At 68.1% G+C, this 22,772-nt stretch carries 23 protein-coding genes and 1 pseudogene; 13 read left to right on the top strand and 11 right to left on the bottom strand.

Annotation, left to right across the window (positions count from 1 at the left end; all coding sequences use genetic code 11):
• Positions 1 to 5: 5 nt before the first annotated feature.
• Genes J7528_RS09720 through J7528_RS09700 form a run of 5 tightly spaced genes read right to left on the bottom strand, consistent with a single transcriptional unit; the run spans position 6 to position 4,989 of the window.
• Positions 6 to 848 (bottom strand): DUF4350 domain-containing protein, encoded by an 843-nt coding sequence (locus J7528_RS09720; protein WP_291873373.1) that lies wholly within the window; start codon positions 846 to 848, stop codon positions 6 to 8.
• A 10-nt stretch (positions 849 to 858) separates the two neighbouring features.
• The gene (locus J7528_RS09715) at positions 859 to 1,827 is read right to left on the bottom strand and encodes a DUF4424 domain-containing protein (RefSeq protein WP_291873372.1); all 969 of its coding nucleotides are present in this window, start codon (positions 1,825 to 1,827) and stop codon (positions 859 to 861) included.
• Between the two features lie 5 nt (positions 1,828 to 1,832).
• The gene (locus J7528_RS09710) at positions 1,833 to 2,624 is read right to left on the bottom strand and encodes an RNA methyltransferase (protein ID WP_291873370.1); all 792 of its coding nucleotides are present in this window, start codon (positions 2,622 to 2,624) and stop codon (positions 1,833 to 1,835) included.
• Between the two features lie 5 nt (positions 2,625 to 2,629).
• A complete protein-coding gene (locus J7528_RS09705) occupies positions 2,630 to 3,541 on the bottom strand; it encodes a class I SAM-dependent methyltransferase (protein ID WP_291873368.1) in 912 nt (303 codons plus the stop codon).
• A 17-nt stretch (positions 3,542 to 3,558) separates the two neighbouring features.
• Positions 3,559 to 4,989, bottom strand: coding sequence for a glycosyltransferase (locus J7528_RS09700; protein ID WP_291873367.1), 1,431 nt, complete (start codon positions 4,987 to 4,989; stop codon positions 3,559 to 3,561).
• 210 nt (positions 4,990 to 5,199) lie between these two features.
• On the opposite strand from J7528_RS09700, the gene J7528_RS09695 reads away from it, so the two are divergent.
• From J7528_RS09695 to J7528_RS09680, 4 genes are read left to right on the top strand one after another with little or no spacing between them, the layout of a single operon-like run.
• Positions 5,200 to 5,835: a TetR/AcrR family transcriptional regulator gene (locus tag J7528_RS09695; RefSeq protein ID WP_291873366.1), complete on the top strand. Its 636-nt coding sequence runs from the start codon at positions 5,200 to 5,202 to the stop codon at positions 5,833 to 5,835.
• Positions 5,836 to 5,839: 4 nt separating this feature from the next.
• Positions 5,840 to 6,646, top strand: a complete 807-nt coding sequence (locus J7528_RS09690) for an ABC transporter substrate-binding protein (RefSeq protein ID WP_291873364.1) — start codon at positions 5,840 to 5,842, stop codon at positions 6,644 to 6,646.
• On the top strand, positions 6,589 to 7,629 hold the full coding sequence (locus J7528_RS09685) for an iron ABC transporter permease (RefSeq protein WP_291873500.1): 1,041 nt from the start codon (positions 6,589 to 6,591) through the stop codon (positions 7,627 to 7,629). The genes J7528_RS09690 and J7528_RS09685 overlap by 58 nt, the downstream gene beginning before the upstream one ends.
• Positions 7,626 to 8,378: an ABC transporter ATP-binding protein gene (locus J7528_RS09680; protein WP_291873363.1), complete on the top strand. Its 753-nt coding sequence runs from the start codon at positions 7,626 to 7,628 to the stop codon at positions 8,376 to 8,378. The genes J7528_RS09685 and J7528_RS09680 overlap by 4 nt, the downstream gene beginning before the upstream one ends.
• 141 nt (positions 8,379 to 8,519) lie before the next feature.
• Here the strand turns inward: J7528_RS09680 and J7528_RS09675 are convergent, their stop codons facing one another.
• Positions 8,520 to 10,625 (bottom strand): lytic transglycosylase domain-containing protein, encoded by a 2,106-nt coding sequence (locus J7528_RS09675; RefSeq protein WP_291873362.1) that lies wholly within the window; start codon positions 10,623 to 10,625, stop codon positions 8,520 to 8,522.
• Between the two features lie 244 nt (positions 10,626 to 10,869).
• Here J7528_RS09675 and dapA point away from each other — a divergent pair, with 244 nt between their 5' ends.
• Both dapA and smpB read left to right on the top strand, forming a co-directional pair.
• Positions 10,870 to 11,754, top strand: coding sequence for a 4-hydroxy-tetrahydrodipicolinate synthase (dapA, locus tag J7528_RS09670; protein WP_291873360.1), 885 nt, complete (start codon positions 10,870 to 10,872; stop codon positions 11,752 to 11,754).
• Positions 11,754 to 12,215 (top strand): SsrA-binding protein SmpB, encoded by a 462-nt coding sequence (gene smpB, locus J7528_RS09665; protein ID WP_291873358.1) that lies wholly within the window; start codon positions 11,754 to 11,756, stop codon positions 12,213 to 12,215. Before dapA ends, smpB begins: the two co-directional genes overlap by 1 nt.
• 23 nt (positions 12,216 to 12,238) lie before the next feature.
• On the opposite strand, the pseudogene J7528_RS09660 reads toward smpB, so the two are convergent.
• Positions 12,239 to 12,398 (bottom strand): annotated as a pseudogene (locus J7528_RS09660) (hypothetical protein).
• Between the two features lie 256 nt (positions 12,399 to 12,654).
• Between J7528_RS09660 and J7528_RS09655 the strand changes: the two are divergent.
• The 3 genes from J7528_RS09655 (at position 12,655) to J7528_RS09645 (ending at position 13,655) form a co-directional block, all read left to right on the top strand.
• On the top strand, positions 12,655 to 12,822 hold the full coding sequence (locus J7528_RS09655; RefSeq protein WP_291873356.1) for a hypothetical protein: 168 nt from the start codon (positions 12,655 to 12,657) through the stop codon (positions 12,820 to 12,822).
• Positions 12,823 to 13,014: 192 nt separating this feature from the next.
• Positions 13,015 to 13,269, top strand: a complete 255-nt coding sequence (locus tag J7528_RS09650) for a hypothetical protein (protein ID WP_291873354.1) — start codon at positions 13,015 to 13,017, stop codon at positions 13,267 to 13,269.
• Complete coding sequence (locus J7528_RS09645; protein WP_291873352.1) at positions 13,266 to 13,655, top strand: type II toxin-antitoxin system VapC family toxin; 390 nt, start codon at positions 13,266 to 13,268, stop codon at positions 13,653 to 13,655. The genes J7528_RS09650 and J7528_RS09645 overlap by 4 nt, the downstream gene beginning before the upstream one ends.
• Before the next feature lie 94 nt (positions 13,656 to 13,749).
• Here the strand turns inward: J7528_RS09645 and J7528_RS09640 are convergent, their stop codons facing one another.
• The 4 genes from J7528_RS09640 to J7528_RS09625 form a co-directional block, all read right to left on the bottom strand.
• On the bottom strand, positions 13,750 to 13,944 hold the full coding sequence (locus tag J7528_RS09640) for a hypothetical protein (protein WP_291873351.1): 195 nt from the start codon (positions 13,942 to 13,944) through the stop codon (positions 13,750 to 13,752).
• 150 nt (positions 13,945 to 14,094) lie between these two features.
• A complete protein-coding gene (locus tag J7528_RS09635; protein WP_291873350.1) occupies positions 14,095 to 15,090 on the bottom strand; it encodes a DUF2891 domain-containing protein in 996 nt (331 codons plus the stop codon).
• Positions 15,087 to 16,028 (bottom strand): DUF979 domain-containing protein, encoded by a 942-nt coding sequence (locus J7528_RS09630; RefSeq protein WP_291873349.1) that lies wholly within the window; start codon positions 16,026 to 16,028, stop codon positions 15,087 to 15,089. The genes J7528_RS09635 and J7528_RS09630 overlap by 4 nt, the downstream gene beginning before the upstream one ends.
• On the bottom strand, positions 16,025 to 16,669 hold the full coding sequence (locus J7528_RS09625) for a DUF969 domain-containing protein (protein WP_291873348.1): 645 nt from the start codon (positions 16,667 to 16,669) through the stop codon (positions 16,025 to 16,027). Before J7528_RS09625 ends, J7528_RS09630 begins: the two co-directional genes overlap by 4 nt.
• Before the next feature lie 150 nt (positions 16,670 to 16,819).
• Between J7528_RS09625 and J7528_RS09620 the strand changes: the two genes are divergently transcribed.
• The 4 genes from J7528_RS09620 (at position 16,820) to J7528_RS09605 (ending at position 22,768) form a co-directional block, all read left to right on the top strand.
• Positions 16,820 to 17,596 (top strand): class II aldolase/adducin family protein, encoded by a 777-nt coding sequence (locus tag J7528_RS09620; RefSeq protein WP_291873346.1) that lies wholly within the window; start codon positions 16,820 to 16,822, stop codon positions 17,594 to 17,596.
• A 92-nt stretch (positions 17,597 to 17,688) separates the two neighbouring features.
• Complete coding sequence (locus tag J7528_RS09615) at positions 17,689 to 18,378, top strand: hypothetical protein (protein ID WP_291873345.1); 690 nt, start codon at positions 17,689 to 17,691, stop codon at positions 18,376 to 18,378.
• A 119-nt stretch (positions 18,379 to 18,497) separates the two neighbouring features.
• A complete protein-coding gene (locus J7528_RS09610; protein ID WP_291873344.1) occupies positions 18,498 to 19,625 on the top strand; it encodes an efflux RND transporter periplasmic adaptor subunit in 1,128 nt (375 codons plus the stop codon).
• Complete coding sequence (locus J7528_RS09605; protein ID WP_291873343.1) at positions 19,625 to 22,768, top strand: efflux RND transporter permease subunit; 3,144 nt, start codon at positions 19,625 to 19,627, stop codon at positions 22,766 to 22,768. The genes J7528_RS09610 and J7528_RS09605 overlap by 1 nt, the downstream gene beginning before the upstream one ends.
• Positions 22,769 to 22,772 lie beyond the last annotated feature (4 nt).

Below are 22,772 nucleotides of genomic sequence, written 5' to 3'. Positions count from 1 at the left end.
GGAACCTAGGGCGCGCCGCCCAGCCAGTTCAGAATGTTCAGGATGAACGCCTTGTTCTGCCTGGCCGGCGGATAGTTGAAGCCCATGGTCTTGTCGCCCGCCTGGCGTTGGGCGCTGAACATGGCCGCCTCGCTGAACATCGCAACGCGGCCCTTGCCGACGGCCATGAGCGCGCCGCGCAGGTCCTTGTCGTCAGAAGGGCGGGACGGGACGCCGTCGAACTTCCAGGGCTCGGTGGGGTAAAGGATCGACCAGCCCGCGCCGAGGCGCATGACGACGGTGGCGGCTGGCGGCGCATGCAGCACCGTGCCGGTGAAGGCGTAGACCGCATTGATGTCCTTCGGCGTCACCGGGCTGTCGGCAAGCCGGCCGTTGGCCCTGGAGAACAGTTCCGGGCCACGCACCGGCTCAAAGGCGAAGCTGCTCTCGAACTGGAAGCCGAAAGCCCGCGCCAGGCCGTCGGCGGCGCGGCTGAAGGGCATGTGGTCGGCGATCAGCAGGGATCCGCCGTCCTCGACCCAGGCGCGGACGGCCTTGATCTCGTCCGGCCTCAGGTCCTGCGCCGCATTGGCCATGACCAGCAACTGGACCTTGGCCAGGCTGGCTTCGGTGAATGGCGCGTCGTTGCCGACCACCTGGAAGCCGTCGTTACGGGCCAGGGCCGCGAACGGGGCGTATCGCCCATCGATCGTGTGGAAGTTCTTGTGCGCGGCGTCGATGGCCAGCACCGGTCCGGCGTCCTTGGCCCAGGCGGGCGCGGCGACGCTGACATCGGCCTTGCCGTCAGCCATCTGCTGGGCGAGGGCAGGCGAGGCGAGCAGCGCCAGGGACAGAACCAGCCAACGCATCGCGTGTCTCCTACCGGGCCTGCTCGAACGGGATCAGGAACAGGATCGACAGATCCTTCTCCGGCCGCCAATTGGTCTTGCGTATCTCGAAGCGGGTCGGCCCGACCTTGCGTACGCCATCGCCGCAGAAGCTGACCAGGTTGCCGGTCGCACCCTTGTCGATCGTCAGGCGGAAGTCGCCGATCGGCTTTTTCCAGTTGCCGCCGGTGACCAGCACGTACTGGATCCAGCGCTCGAAATAACGCGGACCTTCGCCATTGCGGACGGTGCGGGCCACGGCGCTCTGGATCGAACTGTCGACGCAGTACTTCTTGACGGTGTCCTGGTCGGTGTCCTTGCCCATGCCCAGCATGGTGCCGACCGTGGCCCCGACCGAGGGCGTATAGCGGTGCTGGATGGTCACCGGCTTTCCGGCCGGGAATGTCTGCAGCCAGTGATAGGTCGAGCGCAACACCCAGGCCGGGCCGTCATTGTCGTCGATCAGGCCAAGCTTGCGGGCCTCGTCGCGCTTGGCCGGGGAGAGCGCCTCGATCGCCTTGGCCGCGCTGGGCAGGTGCACGGCCAGCGGCACGTGGTTGGCGGCCAGCCAGGCGGTGCGATCGACGCCATCCGCCAGGGCCTTCTGTTCCAGCTCGGTCTTGACCGGCTTGCCGTCGGCCAGGGTCGAGAAGGCCAGGATATTGGCGGGCGCGCTCTCCACAGGGATCGCGATGTCGCTCTCGAACGCGTACGGCCCGCCGATGTCGGGCATCGGGAAGGCTACGCGGATGGTGACGTCGCGGCCGCTGGTGTTGAGGAAGCCGTAGGTCACCCGCACGGCCTCCTGCGAGATGAAGAGGTCTTCCGACCGCATCTCGATGGCGTCGTTCTTGGTGATGACCAGCCCGCCGGCCGCCAGTTCGGCCGAGGTGTCGTTGGCGTGGGCAGAGGAGGAGAGGGCGATGGCCAGCAGCGCGCCTGTCAGGATCCTCGACCGCATCAGCGCTACCCCGTGACCGTGTAGATCATGATCCCCGTGGCAACCGACAGGTTCAGGCTGTCGGCGCGACCACGCATCGGGATCTTGACGTTGACGTCGCAGGCGGCGGCCAGTTCGGGCGGCAGGCCCTGCTGCTCGTTGCCCATCAGGATCAGCGACGGCTTCACATAGTCGGCGCTCTTGTGGTCGACCGTGGCGGTCAGCAGGGTGCCGACCACGCTGCCGGGCCAGGTCTCGCGCCAGGCCAGGAACTCGGCCACCGTGGCCTTGGCGATCTTCACGGCGAAGATCGAGCCCATGGTCGCCCGCACGCCCTCGACCGAGTAGGGGTCGACGCAGTCGCCGACCAGGATCACCCCGCCGCAGCCGGCCGCGTCGGCGGTGCGGATCACGGTGCCCAGATTGCCCGGATCGCGGACGGCCTGCATCGCCACCCAGCACGGCGCGCTTTCCGGCACGATCGCCGACAGCGGCGTGTAGACTTGGCGGAAGACGGCGACGACCGCTTGGGGGTTATCGCGGCGCGAGACCTTTTCCAGGATCTCGCGATTGACCTCGATGACCTCGCCGCCGGCCTTCACGCAAGACGCGACGGCCTTCTTCAGCATCGGGTGGTCGGCCGCGTCGGGGCCGTACATGACGATCTTGGGCGCGTGGCCGCAGTCGATCGCCTCGATGACGATCTTCAGGCCCTCGGCCAGGAACAGGCCGCTCTCCTCGCGCTCCTTGCGCATGTGCAGGGCGCGGACGGCCTTGACGGTGTTGTTGGTCAGAGAGGTGACGGTCTTGGCGTTCATATCCCTTACCCCTCCGACGACCAGCGGGCGAAGAACGACAGGCCGATCTGGCGGTCGCCCTTTTCCTCGACCAGCGACAGCTCGCCCCAGTCGATGACGCCGCCGCGGCCTTCCAGCTCTTGCGCCAGCAGGCCCGACATCGCCGCGCCCGAGACGCGGGCGGCATAGGCGTTCATCAGCAGGAACGAAGCGTCGTCGCTGAGCAGGGCGGCGCAGTCCTTGGTCAGGGCGGCCAGGTCCTCGAACAGGCGCCAGACCTCGCCATCAGCGCCGCGGCCGAACTTCGGCGGGTCAAGGATGATGCCGTCGTACGTGTTGCCGCGCCGAACCTCGCGGGCCACGAACTTGCGGGCGTCCTCGACGATCCAGCGGATCGGCTTGTCGGCGAGGCCGGCGAAGGCGGCGTTCTCACGCGCGAAGCCGACCGACTTCTTGGAAGCGTCCACGTGGGTGACGGCCGCGCCGGCGGCGGCGCAGACCAGCGAGGCCACGCCCGTATAGCCAAACAGATTCAAGATCTTCGGCTGAGGGCCTGACACGCTGCACAGCGCCCGCACCCGTTCGTCCTGCCAGGCCCAGTTGGCCGCCTGCTCGGGGAAGAAGGCCAGGTGGCGGAAGGGCGTGAACTGGCCGTGGAACCTGGCCTTGCCCCAGCCCAGATCGAACTTTTCGATCGGCTTGCCCTTGAAGCGCCAGCGGCCAGCCTCATCCTCGTCGGTGGGATCGAAGACGGCATCGGCATTGTCCCAGACCTTCTGGTCCAGGCGCGGGGCCCAGAAGCACTGCGGCTCGGGACGCACGACCGTGTAGCGGCCGTAGCGCTCCAGCTTCTTGCCGTTTCCGCTGTCCAGCAGGGCGTAGTCGGCCCAGCCGGTGGTGCGCATGACGAGAGGGGCGGGAGCGATCTTGGGAGCCATCGCCCGCCCATACCTTTTTAGAGGTGGTGAGGTCCAGAGCGGGGCGTGTGCCGGGTCTTGTCCCAGCGATGCGGCGCGGTGATGAACTGGTGCAGGGCTTTGACCGCCGCCGCGCTCTGGAGCAGCCAGTAGGCGGGCATGCCCAGCAGGTGTAGCGACTTGGGCTGGCCGCCGGCCCGCATCACGCCGCGCGCGCCCGCGATGGCCGCCGAGCCCCAGCCCAGCATGTAGAGCATCAGGTCCCAGGCAGGGATGCCGAACGCCGCGTCAGGGATGTAGTCGATCACCGCCGCCGTGATGGCGATGACCATCACCGGCCCGTGCAGGTGGGAAGACGCCACCGACTGGGCCAGCGTCAGGACCAGCGCCACAGCGTTGCGTGGCTGGCGCGGAACCGGGCCGCGCGCGTGGACCGCCAGGGTCTGCATGTGGCCCTTGATCCAGCGGGCGCGCTGCGGGAACCACTGCTCGATCGTGGTCGGCGCGGTCTCCCAGGTCGGCCGTCCGATCACGCCCAGGCGATGACCGGCGGCGGCGAGGCGGAAGCCGACATCGGCGTCTTCGGTGACGTTGTAGGGATCCCAGCCGCCGATCGCCCGCAGCGGCGCGGTCCTGAAATGGTTGCTGGTGCCGCCCAGCGGAAAGGCCAGGCCCCAGCGGGCCAGGGCCGGCAGCAGCACCTCGAAATGGGCTGCGTATTCCAGCCGAAACTGGTGGGGCAGGAACAGCGAAAAGCCCGGATCTTCGATCCGCAGAGGCGCTTGCAGGCAGGCCGTGCGCGGGTCCGAGGCGGCGAAGCGGGCGGCCGCTTCGCGCAGCTGACTGGGATCGGGCATGTCCTCGGCGTCGTAGATGACCACCAGCTCGCCGCGCGCCCGGTCCAGGGCGTGGTTGCAGGCGCGCGGCTTGGTCTTGGGGACGCCCGGCGGGGCGATCAGCACCTGGACGAGGGCGGGCAAGTCGATGGCGCGCACGGCGGCCTTGGTGACCTCGTCATCGGCCTCCAGCACGATCAGGGCTTGCAGCCGGTCACGCGGATAGTCGATGGCGATCAGGTTTTCGATCAGTTCGGCCACCACCTCGGCTTCGCGATAGAGCGGGGCGATGATGGTGTAGGTCGGCAGGTCCGCCTCGGCCAGCGGCGGAACGCCGACCGGCGGGAGTGGCGTGCAGGCCGCCGCCAGGCGTGTCGCGCCGCCCAGCAGGAAGACGCCGAAGAACAGGTGATGGATCACGGTCATGGCGCCGTTCGGATCCAGCGCCACGCCCAAGGCCGCCAGCAGCCCGGCCAGGGCCACGAAGGCCGCCTGGCCGCGCGAAAGCGTCTGGTGAGCGCCGTCACGCCCCTCTGGCCGCGCGGCGGTCTCCGCCGGTCCTTCCTGTGCGACAGGCACAGGTCCGCCCATCGGCCTGGACCCGAAGTCCAGCCGTCTTTCCTCGCGCGCCATGGAGTTTCCCTGAACGCTGCTCGCCCCAACGGCGCGCATAACGGAATCGCAACCAAAAGCTGTCAAATGGAAAAATGCGCGTTTTGCGACGCGCTCCTCGCGCGCGCGAGGCGAGACTCGCCCGAAATTCTCCTGCGACGCACGTTCTTGCGACGGCTGGGTGATTCCCGTTTAGTGTCGGACCGGGGAAATGCAGGGGAAGCCAAGTCCGTGACGGTCGTTCTGAAGAAGCCTCACAAGTCCGCGCGAAAGCCCAAGGGTGACGGGCACTTGCGCCGAGGCGAGATCCTGGCGGCGGCCGAGAAAATCTTCATCGCCGAGGGGTATGCTGGCGCGACGATCCGCAAGATCGCCGACGCGGTGGGGGTGTCGTCGACGGCGCTCTACATGCACTTCCGCGACAAGGACCAGATCCTGCTGGAAATCAGCAACGACGCCATCGAGCGTCTGCTGGAACTGAATACGCAGATCGCCGCCCAGCCGATCGACCCGGTGTCGCGGGTGCGGGTGATGCTGGAGGCGTACATGCAGTTCGCCCTCGACAATCCCAACACCTATCAGCTGGTGTTCTGCAGCACGGGCGACCACATCTCGCAGGACAAGAGCGCCGATGTCATGGCGCTGGGCGACCGGTGCTTCGAGAAGTTCAGTGAACCGGTGCACCAGATCGCCGCCCAGGGCCGCCTGCGCTCGGGCTCGGCCAAGGAGGCCGCCGAGGTGCTGTGGAGCGGCTGCCACGGCTTGGTCTCGCTCTTGATCACCAAGCCCGGACGTGGGTGGTCGGATCCCGACCAACTGATGAAGGTGATGCTGGACGGCCTGCTGCACGGCCTGGTCACGGACTGATTTCATGAGCGCCGCCAAGGCCTTGCTAGCGCTTCTGGCGGTGATGGCGGCTGCGCCCGGCGTGGCGGTGGCTGGGCCGCGCGTGATGTCGCTCGACTCGTGCGCCGACCAGTACGTTCTGGCCCTGGCGCCGCGCGAGACGATTGTCGGCCTCTCGTATCGGGCCGCTTCCCGCGACAGCTACATGCGTGACCGGGCCGCTGGCCTGCCGCTGCGGCGCGCGACGTTTGAGAGCCTGATCGCTGCCCGACCTGAGGTCGTGGTGCGCCTGTGGGGCGGTGACGCGCGGCTGTCCAAGGCCCTGGAAAAGAAGGACATCACCACCGTCGCCCTGGACGATGCCGCCGACTTCGACGGCCTGCGGGCCAATGTTCGCAAGGTGGCCGTCGCCCTGGACCGTCGACCCGAAGGCGAGGCGCTGATCGCCCGCATGGACGCCCAACTGGCCCGCTCGGCGGGCGCGGGGCAGGGGCGGGCGGCGCTGTATCTGACGCCGGGCGGTTTTACGGCCGGTTCAGGCACGCTGGTCGACGCCATGTTCAAGGCCGCTGGCTACACGAACGCGACCAAGGACCCGTACTTCGCGCCGGTGTCGCTGGAGCGGATGGTCATGCAGCCGCCTTCGGCGGTGGTGCTGGGGCTGTTCGACATGGTCCGGGCCGGCGCCGACCGCTGGGGGCCTGGCCGTCACGCCGCGCTGCAGAAAGCGGTGAAGACCCGCACCGTGGCCTCGCTGCCGGCGTCGGTGGTCGGCTGCGCCGGCTGGTTCGCCGCCGATGGAACCGAGGCCCTGGCGAGGGCGGCGCGATGAGCCTGGTGCGCCTCTGTCTCCTGATGCTGCTGGCCCTGGCTGGCGCGGCGATCCTGGCCGTGTTGCTGGGCGAGACGCCATTGACCCTGGCCCAGTACGCCCAGGCGCTGAGCCATCCGGCCTCGCCGCCGGGCGAGGTGCTGTGGACCATCCGCGCGCCGCGCGTCGCTGTCGCCGCCCTGGTCGGGGCGGCCCTGGGCTTGGCGGGCGCCACCATGCAGGGGCTGCTGCGCAATCCGCTGGCCGATCCCGGCGTGCTGGGTGTTTCGGCCGTCTCCGGCTTGGGCGCGGCCTTGGCCATTTCGGCGGGGTTGGCCCTGGTCCCGGGCGGCATCGAGCTGTCGGCCCTGGTCGGCGCCCTGGCCGCCGGCGCGATGGTCGTGGCCCTGGCCGCGCGCTTCCGCGAGCCCGAGGCGCTGATCCTGTTCGGCGTGGCCCTGTCGGCGTTCGGCGGGGCGCTGACGGCGCTGGTGTTCAACCTCTCGCCCTCGCCAGTGGCGACGGCCGAGATCCTGGCCTGGCTTATGGGCTCGGTGCAGAACCGCGACTGGACCGACGCCGCTCGGGCTTTGGTCCCGATGGCCCTGGGGGCGGCTCTGTGCGTGCGGGCTGGGCAGGGCCTGCGCATGCTGACCCTGGGCGAGGAGGCCGCGCGGATGTCGGGCCTGCCGATGTCGCGCCTGCGAGTCTATGCCGTGGCCGGCTCGGCCCTGCTGACCGGCGCGGCTGTGGCCGCGGCGGGCGTGATCGGCTTCGTGGGTCTGGCCGCGCCGCACTTGGTGCGGGCGCTGGTCAAGGATGATCCTCGCCGGATCTTGTGGCCCTCCGCCCTGGCCGGGGCGCTCCTGCTGGTGCTGGCCGATCTGGCCGCCCGCCTGATCCCGACCGAGCAGGAGCTGAAGCTGGGCGTTGTCACGGCTCTGTTCGGCGCTCCGGCCTTCGCCTTGCTGGCCTGGCGCGCCTCGCGGAGCTGGCGGGCATGAGCGCCTGGACCCTCATGGACCTCTCCGCCCGCCAAGGGCGCAAGACGGTGCTGGAAGCCGCCTCGCTGAGCGTCGCCGCAGGGGAGGTGGTCGGCGTGGTCGGCCCCAACGGCGCGGGCAAGACCAGCCTGCTGCGCGCGGGCCTGGGCCTGCTGGCGCTGACGGCGGGCGAGGCCAGGCTGTCGGGCAAGGCCTTGGCGACCCTCAAGCCGGACGAACGCGCCAAGCTGGTCGGCTACCTGCTGCAAGACCGCCGTGTGGCCTGGAACCTGCCGGCCCGCATGGTCGCGGCCCTGGGCGCGAGCGACCTGGCCGACACAGCGGCCGACCTTCTGGCGCTGCAATGCCTGGATCGGGTGGGCGCCAGGGACCTGGCAGATCGCGGCGTGCTGGACATGTCCGGCGGCGAGCGGGCGCGGGTGCTGCTCGCCCGCTTGCTGGCCACCCGCGCGCCGCTGCTGGTCGCCGACGAGCCGGTGGCGGGGCTGGATCCGGACGCCCAACTGCTGACCCTGGATCTGCTACGCGCCGAGGCCAAGCGCGGCGCGGCCGTCGTGGTGACCCTGCACGACCTTGGGCTGGCGGCCCGGTCCTGCGACCGGATCATCGTCGTCGATCACGGCCGCATCGTCGCCGAAGGCAAGCCGCGCGAGGCGCTGTCGCGGTTCATCCTCAGCCACGTCTTCCGGCTGGATGGCGAGCTGGTCGAGACCGAGGTCGGGCCGGTGCTGGCGGCCCGCCGGGCTTAACCCCAATCCGATCTTCCCGGCGAAAGCCGGGACCCAGATCTCAAGGCGCAGGACTGACCGGAATGACGCAGCACTTCTAGAGCCCGCCGCAGCGCTCTTCATCTGGGCCCCGGCTTTCGCCGGGGAAACGGATGGTGGAGACTAGGGCTGCGCCGATCCGATGTCCGCTGAGGCCACCGACGGCGTGTAGACATAACCGCCGCGCTTGAGGTCGGACGACAGGGTCAGCGGGCTGACGCCGCCGTTCAGGCGGGCGCGATAGACCATGGTCGTCTCCAGGGTCCGCATCACGTAGTTGCGGGTCTCGGAGAACGGGATGCACTCGATGAAGTCCAGCGGGTCGGTGCCCGCGCCACGCGGGTCGCCGCACAGGCCCGCCCAGGCGGCGGGACGGCCGGGGCCGGCGTTGTAGGCCGCAGCAGCCATGATGTACGAGCCGCTGAAGCTGCGGACCATGTCGCCCAGATACACCGAGCCCAGGCGCATGTTGTAGGGGGCGTCCGACAGGCGATCGACGGTGTGGGCCTCGCCCAGCTTGCGCGCGACGATGGCGGCGGTGGCCGGCATCAGCTGCATCATGCCGCGCGCCCCGACGCCCGAGCGGGCGGCCGGGTCGAAGTTACTTTCCTGGCGCGAGATCGAATAGACGAAGGCCGTCTCGGCCGCGCCGGCGCCGGGCGTGAAATGGTGGTCCAGCAGCGGATAGCCGCGCTCGGGCAGCTGCATGCCGCGCTGGGCGGCGGTGCGGACCGCGCGCATGGCCAGGTCCTGGTCGCCATAGCCGCGGGCCATGTCGACCAGCAGCGCCGACTCCTCGGCGTTGGGCAAAGTGTCGTCGATATAGAGGACCAGGCTGCGGAACAGGTCGCGCTGGCCGATGTCGGCCAGGATCCGCGCGGCGCGCACCTGCTCGCGGCCATAGAAGCGGGCGCGGTCGGCCTGGGTGATCACCGGGTCGCGGTCCAGCCGCAGTTCCTTGATGCCGGCCTTCTCGGCGGCCAGCTGGCCGTAGAAGGTGGTGATGTAGCGCGCGCCCTCGCCATAGAAGGCCTGGGCGGCGATCGGGTCGCCTTGCGCCTCGGCCGCGCGGCCTTGCCAGTACAGGGCGCGGCCCTTGGTGATCGGCGAGGCGCCGACGGCGGCGATCTCGGCGAAGTGGGCGGCCGCGGCGTCGGGGTTCTTCAGGCGGGTCAGGGCGATCCAGCCGGCGTAGAACTCGCTCTCTGCGATGTCGGCCGGGGCCAAGGCGTGGGTGTTGTCGGCGGCGGCATAGGCGCCCGCGCTATTGCCGGCCTTCAGGGCGCCGACGATCAGCTGCTTGCGCTCCTTCCAGATGGCGGTCGAGGCTTCTTCGGTCGGCGGGACCGGAAAGTTGACCACCATCGGCAGGGCCAGGCTGTCCATGCCGGCGCGGCGCAGATAGGCGGCGCGCTCGAACACCACGCCGGGCGAGGCTTGCAGGTCCGGCGTCAGGCCGTTGTAGAGCGTGTTGGCGCTGGCCGAGTTCGAGCGATAGGCCATGCGCACGCGGGCGGCGGCCTGGCCGGTGTCGGACAGCATGGCGACCATGTCGCGGGCGGCCGGGCCTTGCTGGCCGTACAGCAGGATGTCGGCGCGGCGGGCGTAGTCGTCGGCGGTCAGCATGCCGCCGAAGCGCGCGATCATGCTGCGCTGGGCATCGGCCTCGAACACCTTGTCGCGGAAAGTGCGGCGGATCAGGTTGGTGGCGTCCTGGCTTCGGCCCGTGGCCTGCCAGGCGCTGGCCAGGGCCATGGCGCCGTCGGCCGTCGCCGGCTGGGACCCGCCGAACCAGGCGATGACGCGGGCCGGGTCCAGGCCCGAGGTCGACAGGGCTTTCTCGGCGGCGGAATCGCGACGGGCGCCGCGCGGCCAGCCGGCCAGGTCGCGGCGGGCGGCGTCCAGCTCGAAGAAGCTCAAGGCCTCGGCATTGCTGTCGACCAGCTGCCACTGGGCGATCTTCTTGGCGATCGGATCTTGCAGGCTATCCATCGCCATGCGCGCGCCCGAGACGTCGCCGCGTTTGGCGGCGGCCAGGGCGGTCTGGAGGTTGGCGCTGTCGGTGTCGGACAGGGCGCCGGTCACGGCGGTCGGCGGCGTGGTGATCAGGCCGGCCTGGCTCTGGTAGGGAGTCGCATAGCCCGTCGTCGTCTGGGCGTCAGCAGCGCCCACGACCAAGGCCACGATGCAGGCTCCTCCGAGCAGAATCCGACGCGTCACTGAAGCCAAAACGCTCTCCTAACCAAGCCCCCGAAGAGCTTGTACTCGAATCTCAGGCCGTCCCCTATGCGACGATTCAGGCCCTAATAGGTTTAAAGACCGGTTGGCGGGGCTTGACCGGACCGGCTTGGCCCATCAAATCCCGCACCTGCCCAGCGGCGCCCATTGCGGGACCGAGGGGCAGGGACATATTGTCCGCCCCCATCATCCAGCCGCAAGCAAAGCGGCGTCTCCTCACGGCAATTTGCAAGTCATGGTCCAGTCTCACTTCAAGGGCGTCATTCCGGCCCTCGTCACGCCGTTCCGCGACGGTGAGGTGGACGAAAAAGCGTTCGTGGCTTTGGTCGAGCGCCAGATCTCGGGCGGCGTCCACGGCCTGGTGCCGGTCGGCACCACCGGCGAGACCTCGACCCTGTCGCACGAGGAGCACAAGCGCGTCGTCGAGCTGTGCGTGAAGACCGCCGCCGGCCGCGTGCCGGTGATCGCGGGCGCGGGCAGCAACTCGACCGACGAAGCCATCATGCTGGTCCAGCACGCCAAGGCCGTCGGCGCCGACGCCGCCCTGGTGGTGACCCCGTACTACAACCGCCCCAGCCAAGAGGGCATGTACCAGCACTACAAGGCGATCAACGACGCCGTGGAGCTGCCGGTGTTCGTCTATAACGTGCCGGGCCGCACGGGCGTGGACATCTCCAACGAGACCCTGGCGCGCCTGGCCAAGCTGCCCAACATCATCGGCATCAAGGACGCCACCGGCGACCTGACCCGCATCAGCATGCAGCGCCTGCTGTGCGGTCCCGACTGGGTGCTGCTGACGGGCGACGACCCCTCGGCCCTGGGCTACATGGCCCATGGCGGCCACGGCGTGATCTCGGTGACCTCGAACGTCGCCCCGGACGCCTGCGCGGCCTTCATGAACGCCTGCATGCAGGGCCAGTGGGAAACCGGCCTCTACTGGCAGGACCGCCTGGTGCGCCTGCACAAGGCCCTGTTCCTGGATTCGTCGCCTGGCCCGACCAAGTTCGCCCTGGCGCATCTGGGCCTGTGCTCGGAAGACGTTCGCCTGCCGATCGTCCCGTGCGCCGACGCCGTGCGTCCGACGATCCTGGACGCCATGCGCGAGGCTGGCCTCGAGTAATGACCAAGCCGATCGCGGAGAACCGGCGCGCCCGGTACGACTACTTCATCGAGGAGGTCTTCGAGGCCGGCATCATGCTGACCGGCACCGAGGTGAAGTCGCTGCGCGTCGGCCGGGCCAACATCGCCGAATCCTATGCCTCGGTGGAAGGGCGTGAGATCAAGCTGATCAACGCCGACATCCCGCCGTATGGCCACGCCAACCGCTTCAACCACGAGCCGCGCCGTCACCGGAAGCTGCTGCTGCACCGCAAGCAGATCGACAAGCTGATCGGCGCGGTGCAGCGCGACGGCCGGACGATGATCCCGCTGAAGCTCTATTGGAACGACAAGGGCCTGGCCAAGCTGGAGATCGGTCTGGCCAAGGGCAAGAAGAACCACGACAAGCGTGAAACCGAAGCCGCGCGCGACTGGCAGCGCGACAAGGCGCGCCTGATGAAGAGCGGCGGCCGGGACGACTAGCCTTGGCGATTGAGGGGCCTCTCCTAGGAGAGGCCGCCCAGCCCCACGAAACCGATAGCCAGGCCCAGGGCGAAAGCGCCGGCGCTGACCAGCAGGTAGGTGCGGATTTCGGTACGCAACTGGTTACGCGTGGTCTGGGCCATGGTGCGGCTCCGGCTGTCCGCGCCTTCCCGGGCGCGTCAAATCAGTCCCTGATGAATATGTTAGCCCTACCAGCGCCTGGCGATTGTCAACGATTGTAAAGGGTTGGGTGGGGGCGCGCATCCCCGTTGCGCGCTACCGGATGCGCCATGTCGCTCTTGGCGGCGGGCATGGTCCCGCAGCCGCTGAGAAGCAGGCGTGCAGAGTCAGCATCAAACTGAATGTAGCGCTTGGACACTTTGTCCAGGATGTCCAAGCGAAGGAAGCTGGTAGAGAGCCCGTCACTTAGAAAATAGCGATGCGCATTATTTCTATGCCATCCTGGAGTGACATCGTGAATTGGGTGGATTGGTTTCCTATCGTCTTCTTCCCATTGAAGATCATAGTGCTGGGCGTCGGCATGTTCTTCTCCATCAAATGGCATCATGACCAGGCCAAGAAGGAGAAGGAAGACAAGGCCAATTGACGTGATGGGGGCGACCTTCAGGACGCGATAGGGGGAATGACATTGGTCATCGGTCGAGTGCAGTACTGTTTTCTGTGACACAGCCGTAGGGTCGCTGGCAGCCTCGATGGGCGGTGGCGACAGGGGCTCGTGCGGCGCGTTGAGGTCTGTGGCGTCTTGGTGTACACTTTTGTGTACACAGGAAGGCCGATTATGGCTGACGATGCGATCCCCGTGGGTGTCCGCGCCTTGCGCGAGAACCTCAGCGATTATCTCCGCCGGACGCAGCAAGGGGCGTCGTTTGTCGTGATGTCGCGTGGCGAGGTCGTGGCGGAGCTGCGAGCTCCGACCAAAATAGCCATCCGTCCCCGCCGTTCGGGACTGCTGAAAGGCCGCATCGTCATGGCCGATGACTTCGATCGTTTCCCGGATGACATGCTGGATGCGATCGAAGGTCGAAACGAGTGAAGGTCCTACTCGATACGAACGTTTTGCTGTGGTGGCTGCTGGACGACGTTCGACTGGATGACGCGGCCACGGCCACGATCAATGGGCCCCAAAACGAAGTGATCGTCAGCGTGGTCTCGCTGTGGGAGATCGCCATCAAGGTCCGAATAGGCAAGCTTGAGGCTGATTTGGAGGAGATCGAGCGGATTTTGAACCAGGAGGGAGTAGCGCTCCTAGGTATCGCGTCGGCGCACCTGCGGGCGCTGGGAGGCCTGCCAATACATCACCGCGATCCGTTCGACCATCTGCTGATCGCCCAAGCCATCGTCGAGGACGCCGTATTCCTGACCGAGGACCGCCAGGCCGCGCTTTATCCCGTGAAGGTCCGCGACGCCGGGCGAAGTTAGTCAGCCAGATACGGCTATGGCTGGCGAAGGGCGGCACGAGCTCGACCAACGCGGTGGTCGCGCGTCGAGTCTTGGCCGCCGCCGTGGTTCAGCCTCAGGCCAGCGCCGGGATCTCGTAGACCTTCGACGCCACACCGCGCTCGAACAGGTCGCCACAGATAGCGAGGGCCTGTTTGTAGGCGGTTTCGACGCTGTCGAAGTGTCCGGCCAGTCGACCGTCCTCGGTGACGACCCAACCTTCGGAGACGTGGGCGATTTCTATACGCTGGCAGTGGGCGGCGTCAGGCATGACGACGAACTCCCCGAACTAGAATCGCGCCCCTGAGCTCGAGCGCGCGTTCATCCTTAACGCGTGCTTGTCGCCTTGCATTGTCAACGATTGTAAACCGTGTGCGGACATTCGTGCAAGCGCTCTTATCGCCTGGGTTGCATGGCTCCGCTAGCCGTTCTCCAGGGCCAGCAGGGCGAAGGTGGCCAGCCAGTGTTCGCCCATATAGTCGCCGGACACGTGCGGGATGGCGGCGGCCAGGTGGTTCAGGGCCGCGTTGACCGCGTGGGACTTGCCCGGATCGGCCTCGGACATGGCGCTGGCCAGGGTGCGCCAGCACCAGGCGCGCGACAGGTTCAGGCCATCCAGGTGAGCGATCTTGCCGTCGCTGCGGTCGCTGACCCGGACCGGATTGAACAGGGTGGCGGGCTGTTTCTGGCCAAGGTCGGGCAGGAAGCGCGGGAACCAGATCTGGAAGCGCTCATGCGACAGCAGGCGACGCATGGCCTCGGCCTCTATCAGGGCGGGGGAGAGGAAGTCGTCGCCGGACGGCTCCCAGGCCGGGCAGGCGGCGTCCTGGCCGTACCAGATCAATGCCCGGCTCTGCAGAAGGTTGAAGAACGGCTGGTCGCCGGTCATCTCGGCGAACTCGTAGGCCAATACGAGCGCGAAGGCGGTGTTGTAGTGCGTGCCCGTGCGGACCGGGTAGTCGGCGATCGGCAGAAAGGTCTCGAACCGCGCCTTGAAGGCGGCGGCCAGCGGCGCGTGGGCCTTGGCCCAGGGACGGTCGTGGCGCAGCAGTTCGGCTTGCAGCATCAGGCTCCAGGCCCAGCCGTAGGGGCGCTCGAAGCCGCGGCTTTCCGGGCGGGCCAGGTAGGCGACCTCGCCGGCGACCTTCTCGTCGGTGAAAGCGTCGTCGAACAGGGCGATGATGGTCTCGGCCTCGGCCATCTCGGGGCGCAGGCGCAACAGGGTGGCCAAGAGCCAGTAGCCGTGCACGCACGAGTGCCAGTCGAAGCTGCCGAAGAAGATCGGATGCAGCTCACGCGGCGAGCGGACGTCGTCCGCGCTGCCCATCACGTGGTCCAGCTTGTTGGGATACTCGCGGGTCAGGTGGCCCAGGGCGATCTTGGCGAAGCGCGAGGCGGTGGAGCGGGCGAGGCTCATTTGTGAAAAGCGAGGGCGTTCATCAGGACCACGTTGACGACCAGCATCAACACCGCGGTTGGCGCCTGGGCGCGGATCACGGCGTAGCGGTCCTTCAACTGTAGGAGGGCGGCCGGCACAAGGTTGAAATTGGCGGCCAGGGGCGTGAGCAGCGTGCCGCAAAAGCCCGACAGCATGCCGATGGCGCAGACCACGGCCGGATCGCCGCCGAAGCGGCCGATGACCAGGGGCAGCGCGATGCCGCCGGTCATCACCGGGAAGGCCGCGAAGGCGTTGCCCATCATCACCGTGAAGGCGGCCATCCCCAGGCAGTAGGCGGCGACGACGGCGAAGCGGCTGTCGACCGGCGTCAGCTGCACCGCGATCTCGCCGATGGTCTTGCCGACCCCGGCCAGCGCGAAGACCGCGCCCAGGGCGGCCAACATCTGCGGTAGCAGAGCGGCCCAGCCGACCAGGTCCATCAGGCGGCGACCTTCCTGGAGTGGGGCAGGGGCCGGCTGGCGGAACATGACCTTGGCCAGAATCGCCGCGACCAAAGCGGCCAGGGCCAGGGAGACCAGGGTCGCCTGCTTGGGATCGACGAACGGCAGGCGCTTCAGGGTCAGGGAGCCGACCAGGACCAGCACCGGGATAACCAGGGCCGGGATGAACAGGCGCGCGCCGTAGGTCGCCGCCAGGCTCTCGCGCTCGGCGGCGCTGGTGGTCTTCGGAGCGCCGACGCCCAACTGGCCGGTTCCGGCGATCAGGGCCAGGGCTACGGCGAGGAAGCCGTTGCCCAGGTCTCCGAAGCGATCGCCGAACAGGAAGCTGGCCGCGAACAGGCCCCAGAAGGCGGCGTTGCCGAAGCGTTTGCGGTTCTCGCGGTCCAGGGCGCTGAGCACGGCGAAGGCGGCGAACATCAGGCCGGCCAGCAGGTAGACGAGCGGCAGGCCGATCATGCGCGGACCTTGCGGTCGAACAGCATCAGCCGGCCTCCGTGGATGGCGAAGGCGGCGATGGCGCTGGGGATGGCCCACATCGACAAGTGCAGCGGCTCGACGGTGATGCCGCTCTGGTCCAGGAAGCCGACGATCAACAAGATCGAGCCGATGGCCAGGAAGATGTCCTCGCCAAAGAACAGGCCGACATTGTCGGTGGCGGCGGTCATCGCCTTGACCCGCTCGCGTTGCTCGTCGTCGAGAGGCTCGCCGGCGGCCTCGGCCATGGGGGCGACCAGGGGGCGGACGGTCTGGGCGTGGCCGGCCACCTGGGTCATGCCCAGGGCGGCCGAGATCTGGCGCAGGGCCAGATAAGCGATCAGCAGCCTGCCCGGCGTGGCCGCCTTCAGCCCCTGGATCGTCCGACGGGCCTGTTCCCTCAGGCCGGCCCGCTCCAGCACCGCGATGGCCGGCAGGACCAGCCAGGCGACGGTGACATAGCGGTTGGTGGTGAAGGCCTTGCCGAAGGCGGCCAGCACCTCCAGCGGCGCGAGACCGGCGGCCAGGCCCGAGGTCAGGGCCGCGGCGATCACGACCAGCAGCGGATTGAAGCGCAAGGCAAAGCCCAGCACGATCACCGCCACGCCCAGCAGGGTCAGCATGAATTCCGACTCGTCCCCTTTAGTTCGAAGGCACGGTCCGACGGCGGGATCAGGCTGGCAAGCGGAGAGGCGGGTTTATCGGGCCTCTTGACGGCTGTTCGCCTCGGCGCGACCCTCAAGGTAACAATGATAACCTACGGGAGGCTCACCATGGCCGATGGCGCCCTGCCTATCACGTCCCTCAAGGGCAAGGTCAGCGAAGCGGAGTGGCAGGCGCGGGTCGATCTCGCCGCCCTCTATCGTCTCGTGGCCCTGCACGGGTGGGACGACATGATCTTCACCCACATCTCGGCCCGCATCCCGGGTCCCGAGCATCATTTCCTGATCAATCCGTACGGGATGTTCTTCGGCGAGATGACGGCCTCGTGCCTGGTCAAGATCGACCTGGACGGCAATGTCATCGACAAGACGCCGTACTACATCAATCCGGCGGGCTTCACGATCCACTCGGCCATCCACGCCGCGCGTGAGGACGCCCAGTTCGTCATGCACCTGCACAGCGACCAGGGCGTGGCGGTGTCGGCGCACAAGGAAGGCCTGCTGCCGCTGACGCAACATTCACTGATTGTCTTGCCTCAGCTCGCTTATCACGACTATGAAGGCATTGCTCTCAACTTGGACGAGCGGGAGCGGCTGGTGGCCGACCTGGGCGAGACCAAGAAGCTGATGATGCTGCGCAACCACGGCACGCTGTCGGTGGGCAGCTCGGCGGCCGAGTGCTGGTTGGGGATGTTCTTCCTGGAGCGGGCGTGCGCGCAGCAGGTCATGGCGCTTTCGATCGGACGCGACAACGTCCTCCTGGCGCCCGATGCGGCGCAGGAAGAGGTGCGCAAGCAGACCGGAATGGGCATGGGCCTGATTGGCGGCCTGGCGTGGCCGGGCTGCCTGCGCAAGCTGGATCGCGAGCTGCCGGGCTACGCGGACTAGGCTTTGTTTCGAAGGTTTGGAAAGCCGTCGCGGTCCTGGCGATCGCGGCGGCTTTTCTGTGCCCGGCTGCCGCGCTGGCCGGCGCCTGGCCGGTGGAGAAGGGGCGCACGCTGGTCATCGTCAAGTATGAGGGCTCCACCGCCGACCAGGGTTTCGATCCCGATGGCGTGATGGTCGACATCGGCCATCGCCGCGACGAGAACTTCTCGGTGTTCGTCGAGCACGGCTTGTCGCCGCGCCTGACCTTGCAGGCCAAGGCTGGCGTCACGCGTGGGCATGATCAGTGGGTGAAGTACTCCGGGCGCGGACCGGTCGAGGCCGGGTTGCGCTGGACGGTCCGGCAGGACGACCGCTCGGCCCTGGCCGTCTATGTCGGCGCGGGCGAGGCGGGGGCGGGTCGCAACGCTGGCTACGCCGCGCCAGGGCAGGGGAGCTTGGATCTGGAAGCCCGCGTCCTCTACGGCCGCTCGGGCGTCTGGAAGGGCCGTGAGGTCTATGTCGACCTGCAGGCCGCGCGGCTGCAGCGCCAGGGGCTGGCGGACGAGACCCGCATCGACACCACGCTGGGCCTGCGACCCGCCAAGGGCTGGCTCTTGCTGGCGCAAACCTATGGCGGCCAGACCGACCGCGACACGATCAAGGCGCGCTGGCTGAAGGCCGAACTCTCCGTCGTCCGATCGTTGGGAATCTGGAGCGTCCAGGCCGGATGGCGTGATACGCTTTCGGGGCGCGAAACCGCCCGCGATCGCGGCGTCGTGCTCGCTTTGTGGCGACGTCTGTAGCTTGTTTCAGAACTGAAACAGTTGGTCATCCGCGTGTCACTGGACGCCGCTTTAGGCTGCGGTGCATATCTCGCCGCACTTATTAGCTTCGCCGAGTCATCGGCGCCCGGAGCGTTTTCTTGATCCGCAGGCACTTCTTCCTCGTGGTGGCGCTGGCCGCCGTTGTCCTCATGCTGGTCGTGGGTGGCTTCAAGCTGGCCTTCGCCGATAAGGAAGCCAAGGGCGCGGGCGGCGGCGGCCGGGCGACGGCTGTCTCGCAGACGGTGGTCGGCGAAAAGCCGTTCACCGACCGCATCGAGGTGCTGGGCGCGGCCAAGGGCCGTCAGTCGGTGACGATCACCTCCAACACGCCGGAATTGATCACCTCGGTGCACTTCAGCGACGGCCAGGCCGTCTCGCGCGGCCAGGTGCTGGTCACGCTGAAGGCCGACCAGGAAGACGCCGGCGTCTCGGAGGCCAAGGCCCGCCTGGCCCAGGCCGAGCGCGACTACGCCCGCTGGAAGACCCTGGCCGACAAGGGCATCGCCCCGCGCGCCACGGCCGAGCAGTACCTGTCGGCCCTGGAGGTCGCTCGCGCCTCGGTCGGCACCGCCCAGGCCCAGAAGCTGGACCGCGTGCTGCGCGCGCCGTTCTCGGGCCGGGTCGGCATTTCGGACGTCGCGCCGGGCATGCTGATCGCCGCGGGCACCCCGATCGTCAGCCTGGACGACGCCTCGGTCATCCGCGTCGACTTCTCGGTGCCGGACCGCTACCTGCAGACCCTGCGCGTGGGCCTGCCCATCGCCGCGCGTCCCGACGCGCTGCCGGGCGAGACCTTCCAGGGCAAGATCGCCCAGATCGACACCCGCATCGATCCCGCCACCCGCGCCATCAAGGCCCGCGCCGAGTTCCCGAATGCCGGTGGCCGCCTGAAGCCGGGCATGCTGGTCAAGGTCGCCATCGACCAAGGCGTGCGCAACGCTCCCGCCGTGCCGGAAGCGGCCGTGCAGTTCGAAGGCGCCCAGGCCTCGGTCTATCGCATCGCCAAGGGTCCCAAGGGCATGGTCGCGCGTCGCACCGACGTCGACACCGGCATCACCCAAAACGGCTTCGTCGAGATCCGCAGTGGCCTGAAGGCCGGTGACAAGATCGTCGCCGACGGTCTGAACCGCGTCCAGGACGGCGCCCCGATCGGCGGCGGCCAAGGCGGTGGCAAGGGCGAAGGCAAGAAGCGCGAAGGCCAGAAAAACGAAAGCAAGGCCGGCTGATGCTGTCCGATCTTTCCGTCCGTCGCCCCGTCTTCGCCGCCGTCGCGGCGATCATCCTCTGCGTCATCGGCTTCGCGGCGTTCACGTCGCTGCCGATCCGCGAACTGCCCAATGTCGATCCGCCCGTCGTTTCGATCTCGACCAGCTATCGCGGCGCCTCGGCCGAAGTCATCGAAGAGCGCATCACCCAGGTGATCGAGCGCCAGGTGGCCGGCATCCAGGGCATCGACCGCGTGAACTCCAGCAGCCGTGACGGCCGCTCGCAGATCACCATCACCTTCAACCTGGACCGCGACCTGGATGCGGCCGCCAACGACGTGCGCGACGCCGTCAGCCGGGTGACCAGTAACCTGCCGGACCAGGCCGATCCGCCGCAGATCGCCAAGGCCAACGCTGACAGCGCGCCGATCATCATCCTGAACCTGACTTCGACCACACTGGATCCGCTGCAGCTGGCCGACTACGCCGACCGCTACCTGGTCGAGCGGATGTCGACCATCGACGGCGTGGCCCAGGCCAACCTGTTCGGGGCCAAGATCTACGCCATGCGGATCTGGCTGGACGCCAACGAGATGGCCGCTCGCGGCGTCTCGGTGGACGACGTCGAGACCGCGCTGAACGCCCAGAACCTGGAACTGCCGGCCGGCTCGCTGGAAAGCGCGGCCAAGGACTACACGATCCGCGTGGCTCGCAGCTACGCCAAGCCCGAGGACTTCGCCCGCCTGCCGTTGCGGCCTGCCGACGCCTCCGGCTTCGTGCTGCGGCTTGGCGACGTCGCCCGTATCGAGGAAGGCCCGGACGAGCGCCGCCGTCTGTTCCGCGGCAATGGCGTCGATCAGGTCGGCATCGGCCTGACCCGTCAGTCGCAGGCCAACGACGTCGCCATCTCCGAGGCCGTGCGCAAGGAAGTCGAGACCATCAACCAGAGCCTGCCGCCCGGCACCAAGATGGTCGTGGCCGTGGACAACTCGATGTTCACCGCCGAGGCCATCCACGAGGTCTGGATCACCATGGGCCTGTCGATCGGCCTGGTCGTGCTGGTCAACCTGGTGTTCCTGGGCAGCTGGCGTTCGGCCCTGATCCCGTCGATCGTCGCGCCGATCTGCATCCTGTCGACCTTCATCGTCCTGGCGCCGCTGGGCTTCTCGCTGAACCTGCTGACCCTGTTGGCCCTGGTGCTGGCCGTCGGCCTGGTCGTCGATGACGCCATCGTCGTGGTCGAGAACATCCAGCGCCGGGTGGACGAGGGCGAGCCGGCCCTGGTCGCCGCCGAGCGGGGCACGCGCCAGGTGTTCTTCGCCGTCGTCGCCACCACGATCGTGCTGATCTCGGTGTTCGCGCCGCTGATGTTCCTGCCCGGCTATATCGGCCGTCTATTCGTCGAACTGGCCGTGGCCATCGCCGCCGCCGTCGGCTTCTCGGCCCTGCTGGCGCTGTCCCTGTCGCCGATGATGGCCTCCAAGCTGCTGAAGCCCGCCCACGGCGAAGGCTGGCTGGCGCGCCGTGTCGACAAGGCCATGGACGCGCTGAAGAACTCGTACCGCGCCTCGCTGGAAAGCATCCTGGGCGGCTGGTCTGCGGCCCTGGCCGGCGGCCTGGTGGTGATCCTGGCGGCCTTCGCCTTCTTTCTGTTCACCCACATCCCCAAGGAACTGGTGCCGCCGGAGGACCGTGGTCGCGTCGATGTGGCGGTCAACGGGCCGGAAGGCGCGGGTTACGATTACATCGAAGGCATTGGCCTGAAGGTCGAGAAGATCGTCGCCAAGTACCGCGACGAAGGCGTCGCCGAACGCATCCTGCTGACCATTCCGCGCTTTGGCGGCAATTCGTTCAACAGCGGCAGCAGCGTCGTGGTCATGAAGCCCTGGGGCGAGCGGAAGAAGACCGCCGACCAGGTGGCCGCCGAGCTGAACAAGGAGCTCTCGAAGATCACCAGCGTGCGCGCCATCGCCAGCGTGCGCGGTCCGTTCCAGCGCGGCGGCGGTGGCGGCGGTGGCGGCGGCACCAATGTCGACCTGATCGCCGTCGGCAACGACTACATCCAGTTGGCCGATTGGCTGAAACCGATCCTGGCGCAGGCCCAGGACAACCCCGGCCTGTCGCGTCCGCGCCTGGACTACGAACCGACCGCGCCGCGCCTCTTGGTGCAGATCGACCTGGACAAGGCCGCCACCCTGGGCGTCTCGGCCCAGTCGGTCGGCCGCGCCCTGGAGACCATGTTCGGCTCACGCCAGGTCACGACCTACATCAAGAACGGCCAGGAGTATGACGTCCTGCTGCAGACCAATCTGGAGCAGCGTCGCAGCGTCGAGGACCTGAACCGGCTGAACGTCCGCACCAACTCCGGCGCCCTGGTGCCGCTGTCGACTGTGGTGACCACACAGCTGCGCGGCGACACCCCGGACCGTCCGCGCGTCGATCGTCTGCGTTCGGTGACCCTGACCACCCAGCTGAACCCCGGCTACACCGTCGGTGACGCCGTGCAGTTCTTCCAGGAGCAGGCCAACGAGCGCCAGGCGCCCGGCGTCAGCATCAAGTGGGGCGGCCAGGCCAAGGACTATCTGGAAGGCTCGGGCGGCATCGCCATCGCCTTCGGCCTGGCCCTGCTGCTGGTGTTCCTGGTGCTGGCGGCCCAGTTCGAGAGCTGGATCCACCCGGCCGTGATCATGCTGACCGTGCCGCTGGCGGCGCTGGGCGGCCTGTTCGGCCTGCTGGTCATGGGCTCGACCATCAACACCTACAGCCAGATCGGCCTGATCATCCTGGTCGGCATCGCCACCAAGAACGGCATCCTGATCGTCGAGTTCGCCAACCAGCTGCGCGACGAAGGCCTGACCGTGCGCGAGGCGGTGATCGAGGCGGCGGCCCTGCGCCTGCGTCCGATCATCATGACCTCGATCGCCGCGGCCATGGGCGCGCTGCCGCTGATGCTTTGGGCAGGCGCTGGCGCGGGCAGCCGCAAGACGATCGGTTCGGTGATCTTCACCGGCTCGATCTTCGCGACCCTGCTGACGCTGTTCATCGTTCCGGTGTTCTATGACCTCCTGGCGCGCTTCACGAAGTCTCCGGAGTGGACGGCCCGGCAGATCGAAGAGTATGAAGCCCGCGAAAAGAGCGGCGAGGGGCAAACCTCGCCCGCATAACGCA

Origin of the sequence: Caulobacter sp. (assembly GCF_017744445.1) — a bacterium.
Lineage (GTDB): Bacteria > Pseudomonadota > Alphaproteobacteria > Caulobacterales > Caulobacteraceae > Caulobacter.
The sequence above is the reverse complement of the archived record's forward strand: the minus strand, read 5'-3'. Positions and strand labels throughout refer to the sequence as shown.

What these genes read in the sequence shown, in the direction of transcription:
- J7528_RS09720 (WP_291873373.1), bottom strand. Translation starts at nt 848, where the DNA reads ATGCGTTGGCTGGTTCTGTCCCTGGCGCTGCTCGCCTCGCCTGCCCTC.
- J7528_RS09715 (WP_291873372.1), bottom strand. Translation starts at nt 1,827, where the DNA reads ATGCGGTCGAGGATCCTGACAGGCGCGCTGCTGGCCATCGCCCTCTCC.
- J7528_RS09710 (WP_291873370.1), bottom strand. Translation starts at nt 2,624, where the DNA reads ATGAACGCCAAGACCGTCACCTCTCTGACCAACAACACCGTCAAGGCC.
- J7528_RS09705 (WP_291873368.1), bottom strand. Translation starts at nt 3,541, where the DNA reads ATGGCTCCCAAGATCGCTCCCGCCCCTCTCGTCATGCGCACCACCGGC.
- J7528_RS09700 (WP_291873367.1), bottom strand. Translation starts at nt 4,989, where the DNA reads ATGGCGCGCGAGGAAAGACGGCTGGACTTCGGGTCCAGGCCGATGGGC.
- J7528_RS09690 (WP_291873364.1), top strand. Translation starts at nt 5,840, where the DNA reads ATGAGCGCCGCCAAGGCCTTGCTAGCGCTTCTGGCGGTGATGGCGGCT.
- J7528_RS09680 (WP_291873363.1), top strand. Translation starts at nt 7,626, where the DNA reads ATGAGCGCCTGGACCCTCATGGACCTCTCCGCCCGCCAAGGGCGCAAG.
- dapA (WP_291873360.1), top strand. Translation starts at nt 10,870, where the DNA reads ATGGTCCAGTCTCACTTCAAGGGCGTCATTCCGGCCCTCGTCACGCCG.
- smpB (WP_291873358.1), top strand. Translation starts at nt 11,754, where the DNA reads ATGACCAAGCCGATCGCGGAGAACCGGCGCGCCCGGTACGACTACTTC.
- J7528_RS09655 (WP_291873356.1), top strand. Translation starts at nt 12,655, where the DNA reads ATGCGCATTATTTCTATGCCATCCTGGAGTGACATCGTGAATTGGGTG.
- J7528_RS09650 (WP_291873354.1), top strand. Translation starts at nt 13,015, where the DNA reads ATGGCTGACGATGCGATCCCCGTGGGTGTCCGCGCCTTGCGCGAGAAC.
- J7528_RS09640 (WP_291873351.1), bottom strand. Translation starts at nt 13,944, where the DNA reads ATGCCTGACGCCGCCCACTGCCAGCGTATAGAAATCGCCCACGTCTCC.
- J7528_RS09635 (WP_291873350.1), bottom strand. Translation starts at nt 15,090, where the DNA reads ATGAGCCTCGCCCGCTCCACCGCCTCGCGCTTCGCCAAGATCGCCCTG.
- J7528_RS09630 (WP_291873349.1), bottom strand. Translation starts at nt 16,028, where the DNA reads ATGATCGGCCTGCCGCTCGTCTACCTGCTGGCCGGCCTGATGTTCGCC.
- J7528_RS09625 (WP_291873348.1), bottom strand. Translation starts at nt 16,669, where the DNA reads ATGCTGACCCTGCTGGGCGTGGCGGTGATCGTGCTGGGCTTTGCCTTG.
- J7528_RS09620 (WP_291873346.1), top strand. Translation starts at nt 16,820, where the DNA reads ATGGCCGATGGCGCCCTGCCTATCACGTCCCTCAAGGGCAAGGTCAGC.
- J7528_RS09605 (WP_291873343.1), top strand. Translation starts at nt 19,625, where the DNA reads ATGCTGTCCGATCTTTCCGTCCGTCGCCCCGTCTTCGCCGCCGTCGCG.